A 20,736-nucleotide genomic window follows, 5' to 3' on the forward strand; every position below is an offset into this window, starting at 1 on the left:
AAGCCGATAGGGAGGGCGTCTTGAAATCCACATTGTCGCGTCGGGCGCTGCTGCTGGCTGGCGCGGGAGTGGCCGCGCTGCCGCGTGTCGCCCTGGCCGCCGCGCCGCGCACCAAGCCCAATATCATCCTCATTTACGCCGACGATCTCGGATATGGCGACCTCGGCTGTTATGGCGCGACGGCGCTCAGGACGCCCCATGTCGACCGTCTCGCAGCGCGCGGAACGCGCTTCGTCAACGCGCACTCGCCCTCGGCGACGTGTACGCCGTCGCGTTATGCCTTGCTGACCGGCGATTATGCTTGGCGCGCGTCGGGAACGCAGATACTGCCCGGCGATGCACCCGCGCTGATCCGGCCGGGGCAGTTCACCTTGCCGCATATGCTGAAGAAGGCAGGCTATGCCACCGGCGTCGTCGGCAAATGGCACCTCGGCCTCGGCGACGGCAAGGTTGACTGGAACGGCGCGATCGCGCCCGGGCCACTCGATATCGGCTTCGACTATGGCTATTTCATGCCCGCGACGCTCGACCGCGTCCCGACGGTATTGATCGAGAACCGGCGCGTGGTGAACCTCGATCCCGCCGATCCGATCCGCGTCGACTACAAGGCCAAGATCGGCGATGAGCCGACCGGCGCCGAGCATCCCGAGCAGTTGAAGTTCAAGGGCGATCCCGAACATTCGAACACGATCGTCAACGGCATCAGCCGCATCGGTTATATGACCGGTGGCGCGGCGGCGCGCTGGAAGGATGAAGAGCTTACCGACCAGCTGCTCGGCAAGGCGATCGATTTCGTTGCCGAGCGCAGGGATAAGCCCTTCTTCCTCTATTTCGCGATGAACGAGCCGCATGTTCCGCGCGCGCCGCATCCGCGCTTTGTCGGCGCGTCGGGCATGGGACCGCGCGGCGACACGATCGTCCAGTTCGACTGGACCGTCGGCGCACTGATGGAAAAGCTTGCCGAACTCGGCATCGCCGACGACACGCTGATCATCCTCAGCAGCGACAATGGCCCGATCCTGTTCGACGGTTATGAGGACCAGGCGGTCGAACTTGCGGGCGATCACAAGCCGTCGGGGCCGTACCGCAGCGGCAAATACAGCATCTACGAAGGCGGCACGCGGGTGCCGATGATCGTCAGCTGGCCGGGACATGTGCGCGAAGCCCATGTGTCGGAGGCGCTGGTCGACCATGTCGACATGCTTGCGTCGCTTGCGGCGCTGGTGGGGCAGGGCTTGCCGCAAAAGGCCGCCGTCGACAGCTTCGACATGCTGATGCCGCTGATGGGGCGGAGCGAGCGTGGGCGCGACCATGTGATCGAAGATACCAAGCTGATGGTGACGACGGGATCGACCGTCGCGAGCAGCGGCGCGCGCATCCTCGCGCTGCGCACCGGCGACTGGAAGTTCATTCGCGGCAGCGTGAAGCCGCATGAATTCCACGGCAACGCGATCGGCACGCTGCGGCGGCACCAGCTCTATAATCTGGCGCGCGATCCGGGCGAGCGCAAGGATCTCGCGGCGAAGATGCCCGACTTGGCCGCTAAGCTCGCGGCACGGCTCGACAAAATCGAAAAGGACGGCCGCAGCCGGCCATGATCAGGATCAAAAGGAGAGGATGATGCGGGGATTATGGACCGCCCTTGCGGCGCTCGCCTGCCTGCCGGGCGTGGCGCAGGCGCAGGGGGCGCTCGGCGCGAATTTTAATGAGCATTATGAAGATATCGATTACCGCGACCTTGAAAAGGCCGACGCAAGCTGGGTTCGCCTGTTCGTGCCGATGCCCCAGCTCGACCGCGGCGCCGCAGAGCACGGGGCGGTTAAGGCGATCCTGGGCGCGCATGCGCGCGGCTACAAGACGATCCTGACGCTGAAATTCCCGTATAACCGTGGTGATTTCCCCAAGGCGGGCACCCCAGCTTTCGCGCGCGAACTGACGCGCGTCGATGCGGTGCTGCCGCTCGTCGTCGGCAAGGTCGATATCCTCGTCGTCGGCAACGAGCCTTATATCGAGAGCCGCGAGAAGGATCGCGACTTCGACCTCAATGCCTTTTACGAGGCGATGGCGAAGCGCGTGATCGACTATCGCGCGAAGGCGTGTCCCGGCGACTGCAAGACCCGCCTTTATATGGGCGCGCTCAACCGCATGGATATCAAGAAGAACCGGACCACCTCGACCGAACGCTGGATGGCCTTCGTCAAGGCGACGCCCGAACTCGACGGGGTCAACATCCACCCGCATATCCCGGCAATCCAGGCCTCGAAGCCCTTCCTCGACTATATCCTGCCGCGCATGCGGCCCGAGCAGAAATTCATCGTCACCGAATTCTCGCTCGTCTGGTGGTGGAAGCAGAATATGAAGGGCGTCGTGGCGCCCGCCTTTGCCGATAGATATGCAGCGCCGCGAAATGCGCAGAACTGGCAAATCATCAAGGCGGCGCTCGAGACGCCTTTTCCCAAGGAGCAGTGGGACGACTTCCTGCGGATGAGCCCGTGGTTCGAGAACCGCAAACATTATGTCGCGAACCAGATGAAGATATTTCGCGACACCGGCCGGCTCGCGGTCGCCACCTACGGCTTCAAGCAGGGCAGCTCGATGTCGAACAATTTCGGTCCCGACAAGACGCCTTGGCTGATCAACAGCGTGTTCGCGCCGGCGACGATCCGCAAGAATGCGGACGGCAGCGCCGCGCCCAACTATACGATCTTCGACGATTTCAAGGCGTTCCAGAAGGATAAATGACCGTGCAGATGAAAAGCTGGATCACTGGCCTGTCGTTGGCGGCGCTGTCGCTGGCGCCCTCGGCCGACGCGCAGCAGAAACTGAAAGCCGCCGTCGCCGACGATATTTTCGCCGACCATCCGTCGATGGACAAGAATGCGACCGTGATGCCCGCGCCCGACGCGAAGCCCGTCGCGCCGGTCTTCTCCGAACGGCCGATCGGCGACGCGTCGATCGCGCGATTGCCGGGGGGCGGCTGGATATTGACCGGGACATCGCTGCGCACCGGCGCGCGCCACGGCGTCGAACTCTGGACCTCGCCCGACTCAAAGAAGTGGACGCGGATCGGCCCGGCGAAGATTTCGGGCGAGGGCATCGCGCCGGGGGACGTGTCCGAACGCTATCTCGCGCCGTCGGCGACGGTCGCGGGCGACAAGCTTTATCTCGCCTTCTCCGACAAGACAGGCTGCGCGCGTGTCGCGACGGGGCGGGCGGCGCAGCCGGGCGGCGCGTTCAGGGCTTCGCCGTGCCTCGTCGAGGACGCGTCCGACGTATCGCTGTTCGTCGACGAGGACGGCACCGGCTATCTTCTATGGGGGGGCGGCTATATCGCGAAGCTCGTCCCCGGTTTTGCCAAGCTTGCCGAGGCGCCGCGCTTCCTGAAGCCCGATCAGGCGCTGTTCGCCAAGCATCCACCGGTCGGCAAGGACTGGCCGGTGCGCACGCGTGTCGGCACGCGCGGTGCGACGATGGTCCGCGACGGCGACCGCTATGTCCTCGCCGCGAGCGAAGCGACGGGGCGGATGCGCACCGCGACCGAAGATCTGTTCGTGGCCGAGGCGCCGACACCCTATGGTCCCTTCACGATGCGCTCGCTCGCGGTGCCGCACGCCGGGCGCGGTTCGATCGTGCGGTTGGAGGACGGCAAGCTCGCCGCGGCCTATAACCCGAAATGCGACGACAGCTTCGCGATGTTCTGCGAGCAGATCGGGCTGGTACCGCTCGAACGCGCACCCGATGGGCGGCTACGGCAGGCCGCATCGGTGATCACCGAGGACAGCGCGGTCGCGGCACGGCAAGCGCTGGTGACGAGCGAGACGATGCGCGATCCGTCGGTGACGCTCGGCGGCGACGGCAATTATTATCTCGTCGGGACGCTCGACGGCTATGGTTATCACAAGCCCGACGGCGGGGTGAAATTATGGCGCTCGTCGGACCTCAAACAATGGGACGAGGTCGGCTTCATCTGGAAATGGGAAGACATGGGCTATGACTTCGGCAAGAATATCGCCGAACTCTGGGCGCCCGAGATCATGTGGTCGGCGCGCGACAAGACCTATTATCTCGCTTTTTCGGTGATGGAGAAGGGCGTCGGCGGCAAGACCTGGCTCTATCGTTCGAAGACCGGCAAGGCCGATGGACCATATGAGAATGTGACCAGGAGTTTCTTCGTCAAAGGCATCGACGGATTCCCGTTCGAGGATGACGATGGCCTCTATTTCCTGTGGGGCGGCGGCAATATCGCGAAGCTCAACGCCGCTCGCAGCGGTTTCGATGGCCCCGTGCGCCAGCTTGTCGACGCCGATGGCGATCATGTCGGTTACGAAGGCAACGGACTGATCAAAGCGAACGGCGTCTATTTCCTTACTGGTGCCGAATGGCACGGCCCGCTGCGCACGCACGGCACCTACGACATGATGTACGGCACGTCGAAGAAGCTGTTCGGTCCCTATACGCAGCGCCGCATGGGCGCGCCGCACGGCGGCCATGGCACGGCGTTCCGCGATAAGGAGGGGCGCTATTGGTACACGATGTTCGGCAACGATCCGACCGCGCCGTGGCGCATGCAGTTCGGGCTGGTGCCGATCGACATTGGCGATGCCGAATCGATCGGTATTCCGCGGATCGACGCCGCGCGAGACTAGGCGCACGCCTTACCCTTTCCGTCCGCTCTCCCACATGCCCGCCATCCTCTTGGGGGTGGCGGGCCCATTTTGGTTCAGCGGTTGCGACGCCTGTTCGTCAGAACTGGAAGGGAGCGACCGTGCGTCGTTCAGCCACGAGGAAAGCGTCGGCGACGAGCTGGAGCGGGCGGATATCGACATCGCTCTTGCCCGCCGCGACCAGCTCGGCGAAGCGCGTGTAGAGGCGGGGATATTCACGGTCTTCGCGCGTGACCGGTTCGCCGCCCGGCAGTTCGAGCACGCTGCCGCCCATCGACAGGCGCAGGGCGCCCGCGTCGGTTTCGACCTCGATATCCCAGCTTTGCGGGCCGGTTTTCAGGAAGTCGAGGTCGGCGGTCACCGCGGCATCGTCGCTCCGCATCGTCATCGTCGCAGCGATCGGCGAACTACGCCCGTCGGGGATGTCGATCCGCGCCGCGTCGAGCAGCAACGGCGCGGGTAGGATCGCGGTCATGATTGACAGCGCGTTGATACCGGGGTCAAAGACGCCAAATCCGCCCGCGTCGAGAATCCATTCCTGCCCGGGGTGCCAGCGGCGGATATCTTCCTTCCACCGGATATGTGCGGCGCGAATCCGCTTGTCGCGGAGCCAGTCGCGCGCCGTCGCGACTCCGGCGGCCTCGCGCGAATGCCAGGTCGCGAACAGGGTGACGCCGCGGGCGCGGGCGTGATCGGCGAGCGCGGTGATCTCGGTGGTGGTCGCGGCCGGCGGTTTTTCGAGCATGACATGCAGTCCCGCGTCTATCGCCGCCGCCGCGATCGCGTGGCGGCCGACCGGCGGGGTGCAGATCGATACAGCATCAAGACGGTGGCCGCCCCCGATCATCTCTGCAATATCCATATGTCCGGGCACGCCGTCGAGCTGCGCATGGCGGCTGGCAGTCGCGACAAGCTCGTATCGATCATCCGCATGAATGGCCGGAAGATGCTGGTCGCGCGCGATTTTTCCAATTCCGACCAATCCCAAGCGAATCATCAATCTTCACCCCATCTTCATTTGTCTGATATATATGCTTCCTATCCGTGGCGGTTCAGGTTATCAACCGATTCCGGCCTTGGGCTGAAAATGTGCATCGAGAAGGAAATATATGGGAGACGGGGCGAAAACGCGGCCAGAAGGCAAGGGAGGGCTGCGGTCGCGTGCCTGGTTCGATAACCCTGACAACCCGGACATGACGGCGCTCTATCTCGAACGTTATCTGAACTATGGTTTCAGCATCGACGAACTGCAATCGGGGCGGCCGATCATCGGCATCGCCCAGACCGGCAGCGACCTGACTCCTTGCAACCGCCACCATCTCGAACTCGCGAAGCGGGTGCGCGACGGGATTCGCGACGCGGGCGGCATCGCGATCGAATTTCCGACGCATCCGATTCAGGAAACCGGCAAGCGCCCGACCGCAGGGCTCGACCGCAACCTCCAATATCTGAGCCTCGTCGAAGCGATCCACGGCTATCCGCTCGACGGCGTGGTGCTGACGGTCGGCTGCGACAAGACGACGCCGGCGTGCCTGATGGCGGCGGCGACGGTGAATATCCCGGCGATCGCGCTGTCGGTCGGCCCGATGCTCAACGGCTGGTTCAAGGGCGAACGCACGGGATCGGGCACGATCGTCTGGCGCGCGCGCGAAATGCTCGCGGCGGGCGAGATCGATTATAAGGGGTTCCTCGAACTCGTCGCTTCGTCGGCGCCGTCGACCGGCTGGTGCAACACGATGGGCACCGCGACGACGATGAATTCGCTGACCGAGGCGCTCGGGATGTCGCTGCCCGGCTCGGCGGCGATCCCGGCGCCCTATCGCGACCGGCAGGAATGCGCCTATCGTACCGGGATGCAGATCGTCGAGATGGTCCACGCCGACCGCAAGCCGAGCGACATATTGACGCGCACCGCCTTTTTGAACGCGATTCGCGTCAATTCGGCGATCGGTGGATCGACCAACGCGCCGATCCACCTCAACGCGATTGCGCGCCATATCGGGGTCGAACTGACGCTGGAGGACTGGGAGGCGCAGGGCGCCGATGTGCCGCTGATCGTCAACCTGCAGCCGGCGGGCAGCTATCTGGCCGAGGATTTCTATCGCGCCGGCGGAGTTCCCGCGGTGATGGGGCAGTTGCTTCGTGCGGAACTGATCGACGGCGATGCGCTCACCGCCAATGGGCAGACGGTTGCGGCGAATATCGGCGAGGCGGACACGCAGGACGTCGACGTCATCCGCAAGCTCGACGCGCCGCTGAAGCCTGCGGCGGGGCTGACCGTGCTGCGCGGCAACCTGTTCGACAATGCGGTGATGAAGCTCAGCGTCATTTCGCCCGAGTTCCGTGAACGTTATCTGAGCAATGCGGCCGATCCCGATGCGTTCGAGGGCGTTGCGATCGTGTTCGACGGGCCCGAGGATTATCACAGCCGCATCGACGATCCGGCGCTCGGCGCCGATGCCAATTCGATCCTGATCATGCGCGGCGCAGGGCCGATCGGCTATCCCGGCGGTGCCGAGGTGGTGAACATGCGGCCGCCCGCCGCGCTGATCCAGGCGGGCGTTCACGCGCTGCCGTGCATCGGCGACGGACGCCAATCGGGGACGAGCGGCAGCCCGTCCATTCTGAACGCCGCGCCCGAAGCCGTCGTCGGCGGCGGGCTGGCTCTTGTCCGGACCGGCGACCGTATCCGTATCGACTTGGCGAAGCGCACCGCGAACATGCTCGTCGACGACGCCGAGCTCGATCGCCGCCGCGCCGAGCTCAAGGCTGACCCCGACTATATGCCGCCGGCGCAGACGCCGTGGCAGGAGATCCACCGCGCGCTGACCGGGCAGTTTGATGGCGGAGCGGTGCTCGAAATGGCGGTCAAATATCAGCGCGTCGCGCAGACGCGCGGCTTGCCGCGAGATAGTCACTGATGTCTGACGCGCGGGTGATTGCCAGGGAGCGGCGTGACCGCCTGGGCGAAGGGCCAATGTGGTCGGCGCGGCACGACGCGCTGTTCTGGGTCGATATATTGGGTCGCCGGATCAACCGCATGGCATTGGCCGACGGACACATCGACAGCTTTGAGCAGCCGCATTATGCGGCCTGGATCATCGAGCGCGAGACCGGCGGTTTCGTCGCGGGGATCGGCCGCGATATCGTCCGTATCGACCTCGACGCTGATGTTCGCGAACCGATCGTTTCGGTCGATCCGCGCAACGCCGGCAACCGGCTGAACGATGCCAAGGCCGATGCGACGGGGCGGATCTGGGCGGGGACGATGCCCGTTACCTGCGACCGTCCCTCGGGCGCCTTTTACCGCCTCGATCCCGACGGCACGCTCGCGCAGGTCGATAGGCCCTATACGATCGCCAACGGGCCGGTGATCGCCGCCGACAACAGTTTCCTGCTCCATACCGACACCGCGCGCGGGACGATCTTTCGTTTCGATATCCACGACGACGGCACGCTCGGCGATGCGGCGCCCTTCATCGTCTTCGAGGAATCATGGGGCGATCCCGATGGAATGACCTTCGACGCCGAGGGCGGCTTGTGGGTCGCCTGCTGGGGCGCCTCGCGCGTCATGCGCTTCGCGCCCGACGGCACGCCCGATCGGCACATCCCGCTTCCGGCATCGCAAATCACCAGCTGCACTTTTGCCGGACCCGGCCTCGACCGCATGTTCGTCACCTCGGCGTCCGATGGTGTGACCGAGGAGCATGGCGGCGCGTTGTTCGAAGTCGATCCGGGGTGCCGCGGCCTGCCGACGCAGAAATATAAGGGTTAGAGGAGTGAAGAAGATGACGAAACTGGCTTGGGGAGCCGCCGCGGCCGCCTTGGTTGCGGCAACGCCGGGACTGGGTGCCGAGGCATCGCAATCGACCTTTGGCAAGATGCCTGACGGGCGCAGCGTGCCCGCGGTGACGTTGACCAACGGCAACGGCATTTCGGCAACGGTCATCGCGCTCGGCGCGACGCTGCAATCGGTGGTGATGCCCGACCGCGACGGCAAGAAGGCCGATGTCGCGCTCGGCTATGACAATCTCTCCGACTATATCGACAAGCCCCAATATTTCGGATCGACCGTCGGCCGCTTCGCCAACCGGCTGGCGGGCGGGCGCTTCAAGCTCGACGGCAAGACGTGGCAGACGCCGGTCAACAATGGCGCGAACGCGCTGCACGGCGGTACGCTCGGTTTCGACAAGGTCTTGTGGGAAGTGACCTCGGTCAAGAGCGGGCCGACCGCCTCGGTCACGCTGCGCTATGTCAGCCCCGACGGCGACCAGGGCTATCCCGGCACGATGACGGTCGATGCGATCTATTCGCTCGATGATAAGAACGACCTCCGCATCGAATATGTCGCGACGACCGACCGGCCGACGATCGCGAACATCACCAACCATGCCTATTGGAACCTGTCGGGCGAAGGATCGGCGAACGGCGCGATGGAGCATGTCGTGACGATCCCGGCGGAAAGCTATCTGCCGACCGATTCGGGCGCGATCCCGACCGGCGAATATCGCCCGGTGGCCGGCACGGTATTCGATTTCCGCAAGCCGACCGCGATCGGTGATCGCGTGCGCGACGCCAGCGACGAGCAGATCGTGTTCGGCCGCGGTTACGATCATAATTGGGTGATCGGGCGCAAGGTCACCGCCGACCAGCATCTGATGGCGCGGGTCGAGGATCCGGCGTCGGGCCGCGGGTTCGAACTCTGGTCGAACCAGCCGGGGCTGCAGATGTATTCGGGCAATTTCTTCGACGCGACGAGCCACGGCAAGGACAAGAAGATTTACCGGATGGGCGACGCGCTGGTGATGGAACCGCAGATTTTTCCCGACGCGCCGAACCAGAAGAATTTCCCGGACGCGCGCCTCGCTCCGGGCGAAACCTATCGTAACGTGATGACCTATCGCCTCATGGCGGGAGGGAAGGCGAAGAAATAGGCGCCGCCGGTGCCGTCACCGCCCGGCGGCGGCACCGTCGGGCTTGGCCGTCTCGATCAGTTCGAGCACGTCGCTGATCAGCGCGCGCATCGCCTTGCGCGCCTTGTCGGGATTGCCGTTCGCGATCGCGTCGCGCACCGCCGCATGGTCGGCGACATTGGCGGTGCGGCCCTTGACGCGGTTGGTGAAGCGGATCGAGGTGCGCAGCGCCGTGCTGACGACATCGCGGAACTGGGCGTAAAACGGATTGCGCGACGCGCGCAACACGGCGATGTGGAAGGCGATGTCGCTTTCCAGCGTGTCGTCCTCGCCGCGCTCGGCGCGCTCCATTCGCTTCAGGCCCGCGTTCACGCGCTCGATATCGTCCACCGTTGCGACGCGCGCGGCGAGCGCCGCCGCCTCGGGTTCGATCGCGACGCGCAATTCGTTGAACTGCCGCAGCAGGTCGATCGAAAATTGCCGCTCGAGCAGCCAGCGAAGGACGTCGGTGTCGAAGAGGTTCCACGATGTCGTCGGCTGGACGATCGTGCCCTGGCGCGGGCGCGCGCTCAGCAGTCCTTTTGCGGTGAGCATTTTTACCGCTTCGCGCGTTACCGAACGGCTGACGCCATGTTGCTTTGCAAGTTCGGCTTCGGTCGGAAAGATCGCCCCGTCATAATCGCCGACGACGATCGCGCGCCCGATCGCATCGAGCATGCCATAGGTCAAATTCCGGCCAAGCTGCGGCCCCGCATCTTCTATACCCAATCCCGACATGTTCGCCACGCTCGTCTCCACGCACTATTTTGACGGGCCTTATCACCGATTCCGCACAGGAAGCTAGACAAGCCGTTTAAATCAGATAAATGTGATTTCAATAATCAGCCAAGGGGAGAGTCCGTATGTCGGGCCTGTCGCAAATCGATATCATCGTCATCGTCATATATGCCATCGGCATTTTCGGCCTCGCGCAATGGGTCAGCCGCGAAAAGGCGGGCCATGCCAAGGACACGTCGGACTATTTCCTCGCGTCGAAATCGCTTCCCTGGTGGGCGATCGGCGCGTCACTGATCGCGGCGAACATCTCGGCCGAGCAGATCGTCGGCATGTCGGGTTCGGGCTATGCGCTCGGTCTCGCGATCGCGTCCTATGAATGGATGGCGGCGCTGACGCTGCTGATCGTGGGCAAATATTTTCTGCCGATCTTCCTCGAAAACAAGATTTATACGATGCCGCAGTTCCTCGAGCAGCGGTACGGCAAGACGCTGCCGGTGATCATGGCAGTCTTCTGGCTCGCGCTCTACATCTTCGTGAATCTGACCTCGATCATCTGGCTCGGTTCGATCGCGGTCAACAAGGTCGCGGGCGTCGATCAGAATGTCGCGCTGATCGTGCTCGGCGCTTTCGCGCTGCTCTATCAGCTCTATGGCGGGCTCAAGGCGGTCGCGCTCACCGATATCGTGCAGGTGACCTTGCTCGTCATGGGCGGCCTGATCATCTCCTATCTGACGCTCAACGAGATCAGCGACGGGCGGGGCGTGATGGCGGGCTTCTCGATCCTGACCGAGCGCGTTCCGGGCCATTTCGACATGATCCTCGCGCCCGACCATCCCTTCTACAAGGATCTGCCGGGCATCGCGGTGCTCGTTGGCGGCATGTGGATCGCGAACCTCAGCTATTGGGGTTTCAACCAATATATCATCCAGCGCGCGCTTGCCGCGAAGGATCTGGGTGAGGCGCAGAAGGGCGTCATCTTCGCGGCCTTCCTCAAGCTCCTTATGCCGGTGATCATCGTGCTGCCGGGCATCGCCGCGGTCATGCTGGCGCCCGACCTTGCCAAGCCCGACGAGGCCTATCCGACGATGATGCGGCTGCTGCCCCCGGGCTTGCTCGGTCTCGTCTTCGCCGCGTTGATCGCCGCGATCATCGCGTCGACCGCGAGCAAGATCAATTCGATCGCCACAATCTTCACGCTCGACCTCTATGCGAAGGCGCGCGGCATTGCGAACGAGGCCGAGGATGAGCGGCGCGGCGGACATGAAAAGCATCTGGTGCTGGTCGGCCGTGTCACCGCTACGGTCGCCGTGATCATCGCGCTGTTTACCGCGCGTCCGCTGCTCGGCAATTCGGATCAGGCCTTCCAGTTCATTCAGGAATTCTCGGGCTTTTTCACGCCAGGCATCACCGTGATCTTCCTGCTCGGTCTGTTCTGGAAAAAGGCGAGCGAAGCAGGTGCGATCGCCGCAGCCATCGCGTCGGTCGTGCTATCCTACGTGTTCAAGGTCGGGATGCCCGACTTCCCCTTCATGAACCGCATGGGTCTCGTCTTCCTGATCAGCCTCGCGCTCGCGGTGGGGATCAGCTTGATGTTCAAGGGCCGCGGCGATGCCAACCGCATCACGATGCAGGGTGTCAGCTTCGCGACCCCGACGACCTTCAACATCGCGGGCGTCGGCGTCATCCTGATCCTCATCGCGCTCTACGCAACCTGGTGGTGAGTACGTCGTCCGCCTTTCTCGCCGTCGACTGGGGCACGACCAACCGGCGCGTGTTCCGTTTCGAGGACGGCACGGTCGCGCATACCGAGCGTGACGACTGCGGCGCCGCGTCGGTCACCGACTTCGCCAGCGAGGTCGCGGCGATCCGCGAGCGCTCCGGCGACCTGCCAATGTTGCTCGCGGGCATGGTCGGCTCGACCGTCGGCTGGCGCGTCGTGCCCTATGTCGCGGCGCCGGCGGGGATCGACGAGCTGGCGGCGGGGCTCGACTGGATCGATGACCGCACCGCGATCGTCCCCGGCGTATCCTGCTCCGCAGGCGGCCGCGCGGACGTGATGCGCGGCGAGGAGGTGCAGTTGCTCGGCGCGGTCGCGGGCTGGATGGTGCCGCCCGACGCGCTGCTCGCGCAGCCCGGAACCCATTGCAAATGGGCGACGATGACGGACGGGCGGATCAGCGGCTTTACGACCGCGATGACGGGCGAGCTATTCGCGCTGCTCCGCGGGCACAGCCTGCTCGCGGGGGCGCTGACCGCCGACGTGACCGATGGCGATGCCTTCCGCGAAGGTCTGGCCGAGGGCGCGCGGCGCGATCTCGCCGCATCGCTGTTCGGCATCCGCGCTTCATCGGTGCTCGGCCTTCGCGACGATGCCGATGCGGCGTCCTTCGCGAGCGGGGTGCTGATCGGCAGCGACGTCGCCGCGCGCATGGACGACTGCGCGTTCGAGCAAATTCATATTCTTGCCGACCCTGGGCTCGGCAATCTTTACGCCGCCGCCGTCGCGGCGACCGGCCGCGAGCCGGTGATCGTCGACAGCCACAGCGCCTTCGCGCGCGGCATCCTCGCCATCGGAGACAAAGCCCTATGACCCATATTGCCGCCTTCGACGCCGCCTTCGCGCGCTGTCCGCTGATCGCTATCCTGCGCGGGGTGAAACCGGACGAGGTCGAGGCGATTGGCGAAACTTTGGTCGAGGAGGGCTTCACGCTGATCGAAGTCCCGCTGAATTCGCCCGACCCACTGGACAGTATCGGCCGCCTTGCCCGTGGGCTGAAGGGGCGCGCGGTCGTCGGCGCCGGCACGGTGCTCACCGCGGCCGATGTCGCGGCAGTCGCCGACGTTGGCGGAACGATGATCATTTCGCCCAACACCAACCTCGACGTCGTCGCGGCGGCGGCAGGGGCAGGGCTCGTGTCGCTTCCGGGCTTCGCGACCCCCAGCGAGGCGTTCGCTGCGCTGGCGGCGGGCGCGACGGCGCTGAAGCTCTTTCCCGCCGAGGCCGCCAGCCCGGCGGTGCTCAAGGCGCTGGGTGCGGTGGTTCCGGCGGGAACGCGCCTGCTACCGGTCGGCGGCATCGCGCCCGATAATATGGCGCCATGGATAGCGGCCGGCGCCGCGGGCTTTGGCCTCGGGTCGGCGCTCTACCGGCCGGGCATGCGTGCGGGCGAGGTCGGTGAGCGCGCGCGCGCCTTCATCGCCACGCTGGACCGATAATAACTTCATAATCCGGGAGATTTCCGATGACCAAATTCAGCCGGCGCAATCTGGTGCTCGCGTCGAGCATCTTCGCCTTTTCCTTCGCCGCGGCAGCGCCCGGATATGCGCAGGGCGCCGCCAAGGCGCCGGCGAAACCCAATATCGTGATCTTCCTCGCTGACGACCTCAGCTATACCGACGTGTCGATCAATGGCGACGGCAACGTCCGCACCCCCGCCTTGCAGCGCCTCGCCGCCGAAGGCATGTCGTTCGACCGCGCCTTCGTCGCCTCGCCCGCCTGCGCGCCGAGCCGCGCCGCGCTGTTGACCGGGATGATGCCCGCGCGCAACGGGGCGGAGGCGAACCACGACCGCGCCAACGCGGCGATCCGCAAGCTGCCTTCCTATCTGCAGGAACAGGGGTATCAGGTCGTCGCCTTCGGCAAGGTCGCGCACTATCAGCACACCGGAACCTATGGCTTCGATTATTATGCGAACGACACCTTCCACGATCACAAGGGCATTCCGGCTGCGGCCGAATGGCTGAAGGAGCGCAAGGACAAGCGCCCGCTGGCGCTGTTCGTCGGCAGCAACTGGCCGCATGTGCCGTGGCCGCGGACGACCGAGGGCTATGATCCCGCGGCGATGAAGCTGCCGCCGAAGACGGTCGATACGCCAATTACCCGCGATGCGCGCGCACGCTTCTATGCCGCGGTCACGCGGATGGACCAGGATCTCGCCTCGACGATGGACGCGGTCGACGCGGTGCTGGGGAAGGACACGTTCGTCCTTTATTCGACCGACCATGGCACGCAGTGGCCGTTCGGCAAATGGAACCTTTATGACACCGGCACCCGCGTGCCGATGGTCGTGCGCTGGAACGGCCATGTGAAGGCGGGGACGCGCACCGACGCGATGGTCAGTTGGGTCGATGTCCTGCCGACTTTGGTCGAGCTCGCCGGCGGCAAGAAACCCGAGGGCATCGACGGCCTTTCCTTCGCAAACCTGTTCGGCGTCGGGCAGGGACGTGGCGGCCGGAAGGAAATCTTCACGACGCATAACAATGACGGCCGCGTGAACGTCTATCCGATGCGCAGCATCCGCACCGACCGCTGGAAATATATCGAGAATCTGCACCCCGACTGGACCTATACGACGCACATCGACCTGAAGGTGAAGCGCACCGATTCGGGCGCCTATTTCCCTTCGTGGCGCGACGCGGCGGACAAGGATCCCGCCGCCAAGGCGATCGTCGACAGCTATTACAAGCGGCCCGCCGAGGAACTTTATGACCTGAAGGCGGACCCCGACGAGAAGGTGAACCTGGCCGGCGACCCGCGCTATGCCAAGACATTGTCGGACCTTCGCGGTCGGCTTGCCGCATGGCGCAAGGCGCAGGGCGACAGCGGGGCGGTTCCCGTCAAACCCCGCTTCGAACGCGGCGCGATGGACGGCGAGGGCGACTGAGAGCGGTCGCCGTTCAATCCGACACATGATGCGCCGGAACCACCTCCGGCGCATTTTTTCTGGTGATGCCACCTCCGCGATCGCGCGTTGCCATATTTTCCGTTTTATATTATTTATCGTCTAAGAATCGCTCCGAGATCGGAGTTGGTGATGAACGCGCGAAACGCGTCGAACAGGGAGAGGGTTATGCGTAAGATTTTGTTGGGCGCCGTTTCGGCGACGGCGGTGTTTGTGTCGATGCCGGCTGTCGCTCAGGACGCACCGCCTCCCGCGGCGCAAGACCCGGTCCCGCAAGCCGAAAGCACCGATGGCGATATCGTCGTCACCGGCGTGCGCCAGTCGCTCGAACGCGCCGCGGAAGTGAAGCGCAACGCGACGCAGGTCGTCGATTCGATCGTCGCGACCGACATCGGCAAATTGCCCGACCCAACCGTCGCCGCCGCGCTGCAGCGCGTTCCCGGCATTCAGGTTCAGAACGACCGCAATAATGAGCTGTCGACCGTCCGCATCCGCGGCCTCACCGACATTTTGACCACGGTGAACGGGCGCGAGGTCGTGACCACCACCGGGCGCGGTTTCGATTTGCAGGATGTGCCCGCGGAAGCCTTGGCCCGGATCGACGCATTCAAATCGCAGACGGCTGACCAGATCGAGGGCGGGGTAGCCGGCGCACTGGACCTGCGGCTCAATCGTCCCTTCGACTTCCGCGATCCGACGTTCGTCCTGACCGCGCGCCAGAATTACGCGACGATCGCCGACGCGAGCAATCCGCAGCTCGGGGCGCTCGCGGCCGCCAAGACCGATTCCTCGATCGGCGAGATCGGCGCGCTGGTCAATGTGACCTGGTCGCAGGCCGAGAATATCCGCAGCGTCACCAATCTGGGTGAACGCCGTTTCGTCTCGGGCGCGCCGTTCGGTACGGCCGACATCATGATGCCGCAGGTGCTGCGCAACATGCCCGACGTCGGCGACATCAAACGGTTCCAGGCCAATGCCGCGCTGCAATGGCAGGCGACCCCGTCGCTGCAATTCTATGCCGACGGCCTTTATACCTATTTCAACAGCACCACGGGCTTCGCCGGCTTCAACCCCCAGCCTTTCACAAATGGTTCGCAGATTTCGGAGGTGACCCTCAGCGATTACTGCATCGACGCGCGCGTCAACGGCGCCGGGACCAACCCGCAGATCGTCAACAATGCCGACGGTACGCAGACGCTTCAGCCCGCGACCGTCAGAACGATGTGCGAGCCGACGAGCGCGCGTTTCAACAATGTCGTGATCAACCAGAACAGCTCGTCCGAAGAGGTGACGCAGCGCAACAAGATGATCGCTGGCGGCCTGATCTTCGAACAGGATCGCGGAGTGCTCAAGGTCGATGTCGCTTATCAGACGTCGCGCTCGGTGACCGAGAATTTCAATGCCGAGATCGGGCAGCGCGTGCCAACAGTGTTCGTCGAATTCAACGACAACAACGGTCCTTCGTTCACCATCGACCCGTCGATCCCGCTCAGCTCGGAAAATGTCTCGCTGCGCAATTCGATCAACCAGAATTTCTCGGCCGGCGAGGGCAGCCTGTTTCAGGCGCGGCTCGACAGCGAATATGAATTCGACGGCATCCTGACCAAGCTTCGCGGCGGCTTGCGTTATGCCAAGCGCGAGGCGCTGTTCCAGCAAGTGCGCCAGACGAACACCGTGCAGTCGATCGGTTTCGGCAATATCGGCACGCCGTCGGAAGCGAATGCGCGGCTAATTTCCTCTTTGCCCCTGTCACCCGATTTCCTGGGCGTGATCGGCGTCGCGCCGCGGCTCAATGGCGGGCAGGCGTTTCTGGGCGTGAACCCCGCCTATCTGCGGTCCGAACGCGGGCGCAACGAACTGCGCGATCTATTCGGCCTGCCGCTCGCGGCACCGGCGTACGATCCGACCAAGGAATTCAACGCCAACGAGGCGACTTACGCCGCCTATATGGAAGGCAGCTATGAAATCCCGATCGGTGCGCTCACCCTCGATGGCGTGGTCGGCACCCGCGTCGTCAAGACCGACCGCACCATCTCGGGTTTCGAGCGCGTCGGGGACAGCGACACCTTCAGTCCGATCGTCGCCAAACGGTCGGACGTCGACATCCTGCCGTCGGCGACCGCACGCCTGAAGTTCCCGGGCTCGTTCCAGACGCGCCTGACCTATTCGCGGTCGATGCGGCGCCCCGATTTCGGCTCGCTCAACCCCGCGGAATCGCTCACCGTCGTCGGCAATGTGTTCCTGATCAACAACGGCACGCGCGGCAATCCCGATTTGCGTCCGCAGAAATCGGACAGCATCGATCTGACCGCCGAATATTATTTCGACAGCGGCTATGTTGCGGTCACCGGCTATTATCGTTCGATCAAGGACCGCGTCGTCACGGCAAACCGGCAGGAGGAGATCGGGGGCGAAAATTACCTGATCTCCACCCCGCGCAACGTCGGGTCGGTCGACCTCAAAGGTATCGAGGTCAGCGCGCAATATTTCTTCGACTTCCTGCCGGGCGCTCTTTCGGGCTTCGGCGTGCAGGGGGCGTTCACGCTGGCGGATTCGAAGGTCAAGGGTGACGATCCGCTCGCGGGCAACCCGCTGGTGGGCGTGTCCAAATATAATTACACCGCCGGGCTTCTCTACGATAAAAAAGGCCTAAGCGGACGCCTGATCTGGACCTTCCGCTCCAAATATATCAACGGCGACAACACCGGCGGCGTCGCGGTCCGGCCTTATGATGAGAGCCGGCCGGTTCAGGATCCCTATATCCCGGTGTTCCTGTCCTATGTCCGCCCCGCCGGCCGTCTCGACTTCAGCATCGGCTATGATGTGACCGACGCGCTGCGGCTCGACATCGGCGGTACCAATATCCTCCGCAACAAGACATCGACATATTGGGGCGACAAGCGGGTCGTGTTTGCGCTGCAAGGCGATGAGACGGTTTATAGCATCGGCGCCCGCGTGAAATTCTGAGCTGACGAGGAAATGGATGAAGGTCGCATATAGGAAGGGGACGGCAGGTTCGATCCGCCGCCCCAAAAACGGACTCGTTCGGCGCCCAGCGGCGGTGCTTGCGATGCTGATGTCGGTGACGGTGCTGGCCGGGCCGGGCGGTGCGGAGGCGCCAGCCGCGGCGACCTTCACCAACCCGCTGCTGACCTCGGGCCCCGATCCGTGGATCACGCAGGTGGACGGCCTCTATTATTACACGCACACGCTCGGCAACCGCATCATGCTCTGGCGGACAGGCAATATCGCCGACCTCGCAAATGCCGAGAAGCGGGTCGTGTGGACTCCCCCCGCCAGGGGGCCGAACGCACACAGCATCTGGGCGCCCGAATTGCACCGGCTCGACGGGAAATGGTATCTCTATTATTCGGCGACCGCGAGCGGCTTCAAGGACGACAAGCACCGCGCGGTCTTCGTCCTCGAGAACAGCGGCGCCGATCCGATGCAGGGCGAATGGGTCGACAGGGGACGCGTGAATACCGCGCATGCCGGGATCGACGGCACGGTCTTCGAACATGGCGGCAAACGCTATTTTGCGTACTCGCCCTATATCGGTTCCGACAGCGGGCTGGCGATTGCCGCGATGAGCAACCCCTGGACGCTCACCGGACCCGAAAGCGTGATCGCGATGCCCGACAAGGTATGGGAAAAGCAGGGGGGGCGCCAGATCCTCGAAGGTCCCGAATTCTTGCGAGGGCCGAAGGGCGACCTGTTCCTGACCTATTCGGCGAGCGCCTGCTGGTCCGACGATTATGCGCTGGGATTGCTCCACGCGCCCGCGGGATCGGATGTGCTCGATGTGAAGGTCTGGACGAAAACCGCCGAGCCGGTCTTCAAGAGCGCGAACGGCGTCTACGCGACGGGGCACAACGGCTTTTTCACCTCGCCCGACGGCAGGGAAAGCTGGATCATCTATCACGCCAATCCGGGGGCAGGGATGAAGTGCACGTCCGCGCGCGCACCGCATATCCAGCGTTTCGGGTGGAGCGATGCGGGGTGGCCGCAGTTCGGCGAGCCCGTCGCCAGCGACACGCCGCTTCCGGTTCCGTCGCGAGGGCGCTGACCGCTCTGCGCTTGTGACAAAGAAAAGGCCGCGGGTACCGCGGCCTTTTCGTTATTCCCCGAATCCCTCAGTTCCGGCGAGGCTTTCCGTTGATCGGTCGCGCCGCGGGCTGGCTGTCGAGGATCGCGTCGAGCTCGGCGCGTATCTTGGGGAGATCGTTCGCCTGGTTGCGCGTCTCTTCGGGATCGGCGACGAGGTCATAGAGCTCATAGTCGCGCGCGCCGGTCTTTTCTTCGGTCCAGCGGACGAGGCGATAGCGGTCGGTGCGGATCGCCTGCCCGAGCCGTCCGGGGCGCGGATAGGCGTGATAGGCGTAACTGCGCACGCGCGCCGCCGGGTCGTGCAGCACCGGCGCGAGCGAGGTGCCGTCGATCGGCTGCGGCCCGGTGGGGGCGGGCAGGGCGGCGAGCGCGGCGAGCGTCGGATAGATATCGACGGTTTCGGCAAGCTGGTCGGTCGCGCGTCCCTTGACGACGCCGGGGCCGGCGAAGATCAGCGGGATGCGCGTCGCCTGCTCCATGTTTGTGTGCTTGGTCCAAATACCATGATCGCCCAGGTGATAGCCATGGTCGCCCCACAGGACGACGATCGTGTTATCGGCAAGCCCTTCGCGTTCGAGCGCTTTTAGCACCTTGCCGATCTGGACGTCGACGTAGGAGACGCCGGCATAATAGCCGTGCAGCAGCGTGCGTTTCAGCTCGGCGGGGAATTTGTCGCCGCGAACATCCTCCGGCGGCTCGCGATAGGCCGTTATCTCGCCGCCTTGCTTGTCGGTATAGGCGGGCGCGCCAGCGGGCAGTTGCTCGAAATCGGGCATCGGCAGCTTTGCCGGATCATACAAGTCCCAATAGCGCTTCGGCACCGAGAAGGGCAGGTGCGGGCGCGCAAATCCGACCGCGAGGAAGAAGGGCCGGTTGCCCTGTTTCAGCGCCTTCAGCCGCTCCCCGGCGCGCTTGGCGGTACGACCGTCGGCATAGGCATCGTCGGCGACGTCGGGCATTTCCCACGCGGCGCCGCGCCCTAACGTGCGCGCATAGGCAAAGGGATTGCCCTCGGGCACCGGAACCTCTTCGAACAGCGCCTCTTCCTGCGTCGGCTTGCCGCCAGTGCTCGCGGGATCGACATATTCGATCACCTTTTCTTTGTGATGCGGGACCGACCAGCCGGCGGTGTCGCCGACGGTGCCATGGCCGATGTGATAGACCTTGCCCATGCTTTCGGTGTGATAGCCCGCGCGCATGAAATGCTCGGGAAGCGTCACTGCGCCCGGCATATAATCGCGCAGGTTCATTCCGAAATTATAGATGCCGCTGCTCGTCGAGCGCGCGCCGGTCATCAAATTGATGCGGCTCGGCCCGCAGACGGCTTCATTGGCGTAAGCAAGATTGAACTTCAGGCCGCGCTGCGCGAGCCGGTCCATGTTCGGCGTGATCGCGGTGCGGTCGCCATAGGTGCCGAGCGCGGGCTTGAGATCGTCGACGAGGATCAGGAGAACATTGGGGCGCTGCGCACTCGCGGGTGCCGGCGCAGGCGTCAGCCCCGCCCGCGGCGCAGGCGTCTGGCTGCACGCCGAGGTTGCCGTGATCAGCAGGGCGAGCATCGCCCGGCGGCTCCAGTGGGCGGTCCGTCGCATC

15 protein-coding genes are annotated in these 20,736 nt (G+C 64.4%); 12 read left to right on the top strand and 3 right to left on the bottom strand.

What is annotated here, in order from left to right; translation table 11 throughout:
- Nucleotides 1-20 precede the first annotated feature (20 nt).
- Genes OVY29_RS00405 through OVY29_RS00415 form a run of 3 tightly spaced genes read left to right on the top strand, consistent with a single transcriptional unit; the run spans nt 21 to nt 4,646 of the window.
- A complete protein-coding gene (locus OVY29_RS00405) occupies nt 21-1,598 on the top strand; it encodes an arylsulfatase (protein WP_313910616.1) in 1,578 nt (525 codons plus the stop codon).
- A gap of 19 nt (nt 1,599-1,617) precedes the next feature.
- Nucleotides 1,618-2,742 (top strand): hypothetical protein, encoded by a 1,125-nt coding sequence (locus OVY29_RS00410; protein ID WP_313910617.1) that lies wholly within the window; start codon nt 1,618-1,620, stop codon nt 2,740-2,742.
- On the top strand, nt 2,739-4,646 hold the full coding sequence (locus tag OVY29_RS00415; protein WP_313910618.1) for a family 43 glycosylhydrolase: 1,908 nt from the start codon (nt 2,739-2,741) through the stop codon (nt 4,644-4,646). Before OVY29_RS00410 ends, OVY29_RS00415 begins: the two co-directional genes overlap by 4 nt.
- 97 nt (nt 4,647-4,743) lie before the next feature.
- On the opposite strand, the gene OVY29_RS00420 is transcribed toward OVY29_RS00415, so the two are convergent.
- Nucleotides 4,744-5,661 carry a Gfo/Idh/MocA family oxidoreductase gene (locus tag OVY29_RS00420; protein ID WP_313912031.1) on the bottom strand — a complete coding sequence of 306 codons (918 nt, stop codon included), beginning with the start codon at nt 5,659-5,661 and terminating at the stop codon, nt 4,744-4,746.
- 112 nt (nt 5,662-5,773) lie between these two features.
- Here OVY29_RS00420 and OVY29_RS00425 point away from each other — a divergent pair, with 112 nt between their 5' ends.
- Genes OVY29_RS00425 through OVY29_RS00435 form a run of 3 tightly spaced genes read left to right on the top strand, consistent with a single transcriptional unit; the run spans nt 5,774 to nt 9,598 of the window.
- Nucleotides 5,774-7,585: an IlvD/Edd family dehydratase gene (locus OVY29_RS00425; protein WP_409581449.1), complete on the top strand. Its 1,812-nt coding sequence runs from the start codon at nt 5,774-5,776 to the stop codon at nt 7,583-7,585.
- The gene (locus OVY29_RS00430) at nt 7,585-8,439 is read left to right on the top strand and encodes an SMP-30/gluconolactonase/LRE family protein (protein WP_313910620.1); all 855 of its coding nucleotides are present in this window, start codon (nt 7,585-7,587) and stop codon (nt 8,437-8,439) included. The genes OVY29_RS00425 and OVY29_RS00430 overlap by 1 nt, the downstream gene beginning before the upstream one ends.
- A 13-nt stretch (nt 8,440-8,452) precedes the next feature.
- On the top strand, nt 8,453-9,598 hold the full coding sequence (locus tag OVY29_RS00435) for an aldose epimerase family protein (RefSeq protein ID WP_313910621.1): 1,146 nt from the start codon (nt 8,453-8,455) through the stop codon (nt 9,596-9,598).
- 15 nt (nt 9,599-9,613) lie between these two features.
- Here the strand turns inward: OVY29_RS00435 and OVY29_RS00440 are convergent, their stop codons facing one another.
- Entirely contained in the window at nt 9,614-10,354 is a 741-nt protein-coding gene (locus OVY29_RS00440; protein ID WP_052182112.1) for a FadR/GntR family transcriptional regulator, read from the bottom strand.
- Between the two features lie 125 nt (nt 10,355-10,479).
- On the opposite strand from OVY29_RS00440, the gene OVY29_RS00445 reads away from it, so the two are divergent.
- From OVY29_RS00445 to OVY29_RS00470, 6 genes are all read left to right on the top strand, one after another.
- The gene (locus OVY29_RS00445) at nt 10,480-12,075 is read left to right on the top strand and encodes a sodium/sugar symporter (protein ID WP_037554324.1); all 1,596 of its coding nucleotides are present in this window, start codon (nt 10,480-10,482) and stop codon (nt 12,073-12,075) included.
- Entirely contained in the window at nt 12,069-12,944 is an 876-nt protein-coding gene (locus tag OVY29_RS00450) for a 2-dehydro-3-deoxygalactonokinase (RefSeq protein WP_037554325.1), read from the top strand. The genes OVY29_RS00445 and OVY29_RS00450 overlap by 7 nt, the downstream gene beginning before the upstream one ends.
- Entirely contained in the window at nt 12,941-13,570 is a 630-nt protein-coding gene (locus OVY29_RS00455; RefSeq protein WP_313910622.1) for a 2-dehydro-3-deoxy-6-phosphogalactonate aldolase, read from the top strand. Before OVY29_RS00450 ends, OVY29_RS00455 begins: the two co-directional genes overlap by 4 nt.
- A gap of 26 nt (nt 13,571-13,596) precedes the next feature.
- Nucleotides 13,597-15,018 (top strand): sulfatase, encoded by a 1,422-nt coding sequence (locus OVY29_RS00460; protein WP_081933015.1) that lies wholly within the window; start codon nt 13,597-13,599, stop codon nt 15,016-15,018.
- Between the two features lie 186 nt (nt 15,019-15,204).
- A complete protein-coding gene (locus OVY29_RS00465; RefSeq protein ID WP_052182100.1) occupies nt 15,205-18,003 on the top strand; it encodes a TonB-dependent receptor in 2,799 nt (932 codons plus the stop codon).
- Between the two features lie 16 nt (nt 18,004-18,019).
- The gene (locus OVY29_RS00470; protein WP_313910623.1) at nt 18,020-19,102 is read left to right on the top strand and encodes a glycoside hydrolase family 43 protein; all 1,083 of its coding nucleotides are present in this window, start codon (nt 18,020-18,022) and stop codon (nt 19,100-19,102) included.
- Nucleotides 19,103-19,169: 67 nt separating this feature from the next.
- On the opposite strand, the gene OVY29_RS00475 is transcribed toward OVY29_RS00470, so the two are convergent.
- A complete protein-coding gene (locus OVY29_RS00475) occupies nt 19,170-20,735 on the bottom strand; it encodes a sulfatase (RefSeq protein ID WP_313910624.1) in 1,566 nt (521 codons plus the stop codon).
- Between the last annotated feature and the right edge of the window lies 1 nt (nt 20,736).

The sequence above is a fragment of the Sphingopyxis sp. SE2 genome (genome assembly GCF_032227185.1).
Lineage (GTDB): Bacteria > Pseudomonadota > Alphaproteobacteria > Sphingomonadales > Sphingomonadaceae > Sphingopyxis.

What these genes read in the sequence shown, in the direction of transcription:
- OVY29_RS00415 (WP_313910618.1), top strand. Translation starts at nt 2,739, where the DNA reads ATGACCGTGCAGATGAAAAGCTGGATCACTGGCCTGTCGTTGGCGGCG.
- OVY29_RS00470 (WP_313910623.1), top strand. Translation starts at nt 18,020, where the DNA reads ATGAAGGTCGCATATAGGAAGGGGACGGCAGGTTCGATCCGCCGCCCC.
- OVY29_RS00440 (WP_052182112.1), bottom strand. Translation starts at nt 10,354, where the DNA reads ATGTCGGGATTGGGTATAGAAGATGCGGGGCCGCAGCTTGGCCGGAAT.
- OVY29_RS00455 (WP_313910622.1), top strand. Translation starts at nt 12,941, where the DNA reads ATGACCCATATTGCCGCCTTCGACGCCGCCTTCGCGCGCTGTCCGCTG.
- OVY29_RS00425 (WP_409581449.1), top strand. Translation starts at nt 5,774, where the DNA reads ATGGGAGACGGGGCGAAAACGCGGCCAGAAGGCAAGGGAGGGCTGCGG.
- OVY29_RS00410 (WP_313910617.1), top strand. Translation starts at nt 1,618, where the DNA reads ATGATGCGGGGATTATGGACCGCCCTTGCGGCGCTCGCCTGCCTGCCG.
- OVY29_RS00445 (WP_037554324.1), top strand. Translation starts at nt 10,480, where the DNA reads ATGTCGGGCCTGTCGCAAATCGATATCATCGTCATCGTCATATATGCC.
- OVY29_RS00475 (WP_313910624.1), bottom strand. Translation starts at nt 20,735, where the DNA reads ATGCGACGGACCGCCCACTGGAGCCGCCGGGCGATGCTCGCCCTGCTG.
- OVY29_RS00435 (WP_313910621.1), top strand. Translation starts at nt 8,453, where the DNA reads ATGACGAAACTGGCTTGGGGAGCCGCCGCGGCCGCCTTGGTTGCGGCA.
- OVY29_RS00460 (WP_081933015.1), top strand. Translation starts at nt 13,597, where the DNA reads ATGACCAAATTCAGCCGGCGCAATCTGGTGCTCGCGTCGAGCATCTTC.
- OVY29_RS00465 (WP_052182100.1), top strand. Translation starts at nt 15,205, where the DNA reads ATGCGTAAGATTTTGTTGGGCGCCGTTTCGGCGACGGCGGTGTTTGTG.
- OVY29_RS00430 (WP_313910620.1), top strand. Translation starts at nt 7,585, where the DNA reads ATGTCTGACGCGCGGGTGATTGCCAGGGAGCGGCGTGACCGCCTGGGC.
- OVY29_RS00420 (WP_313912031.1), bottom strand. Translation starts at nt 5,661, where the DNA reads ATGATTCGCTTGGGATTGGTCGGAATTGGAAAAATCGCGCGCGACCAG.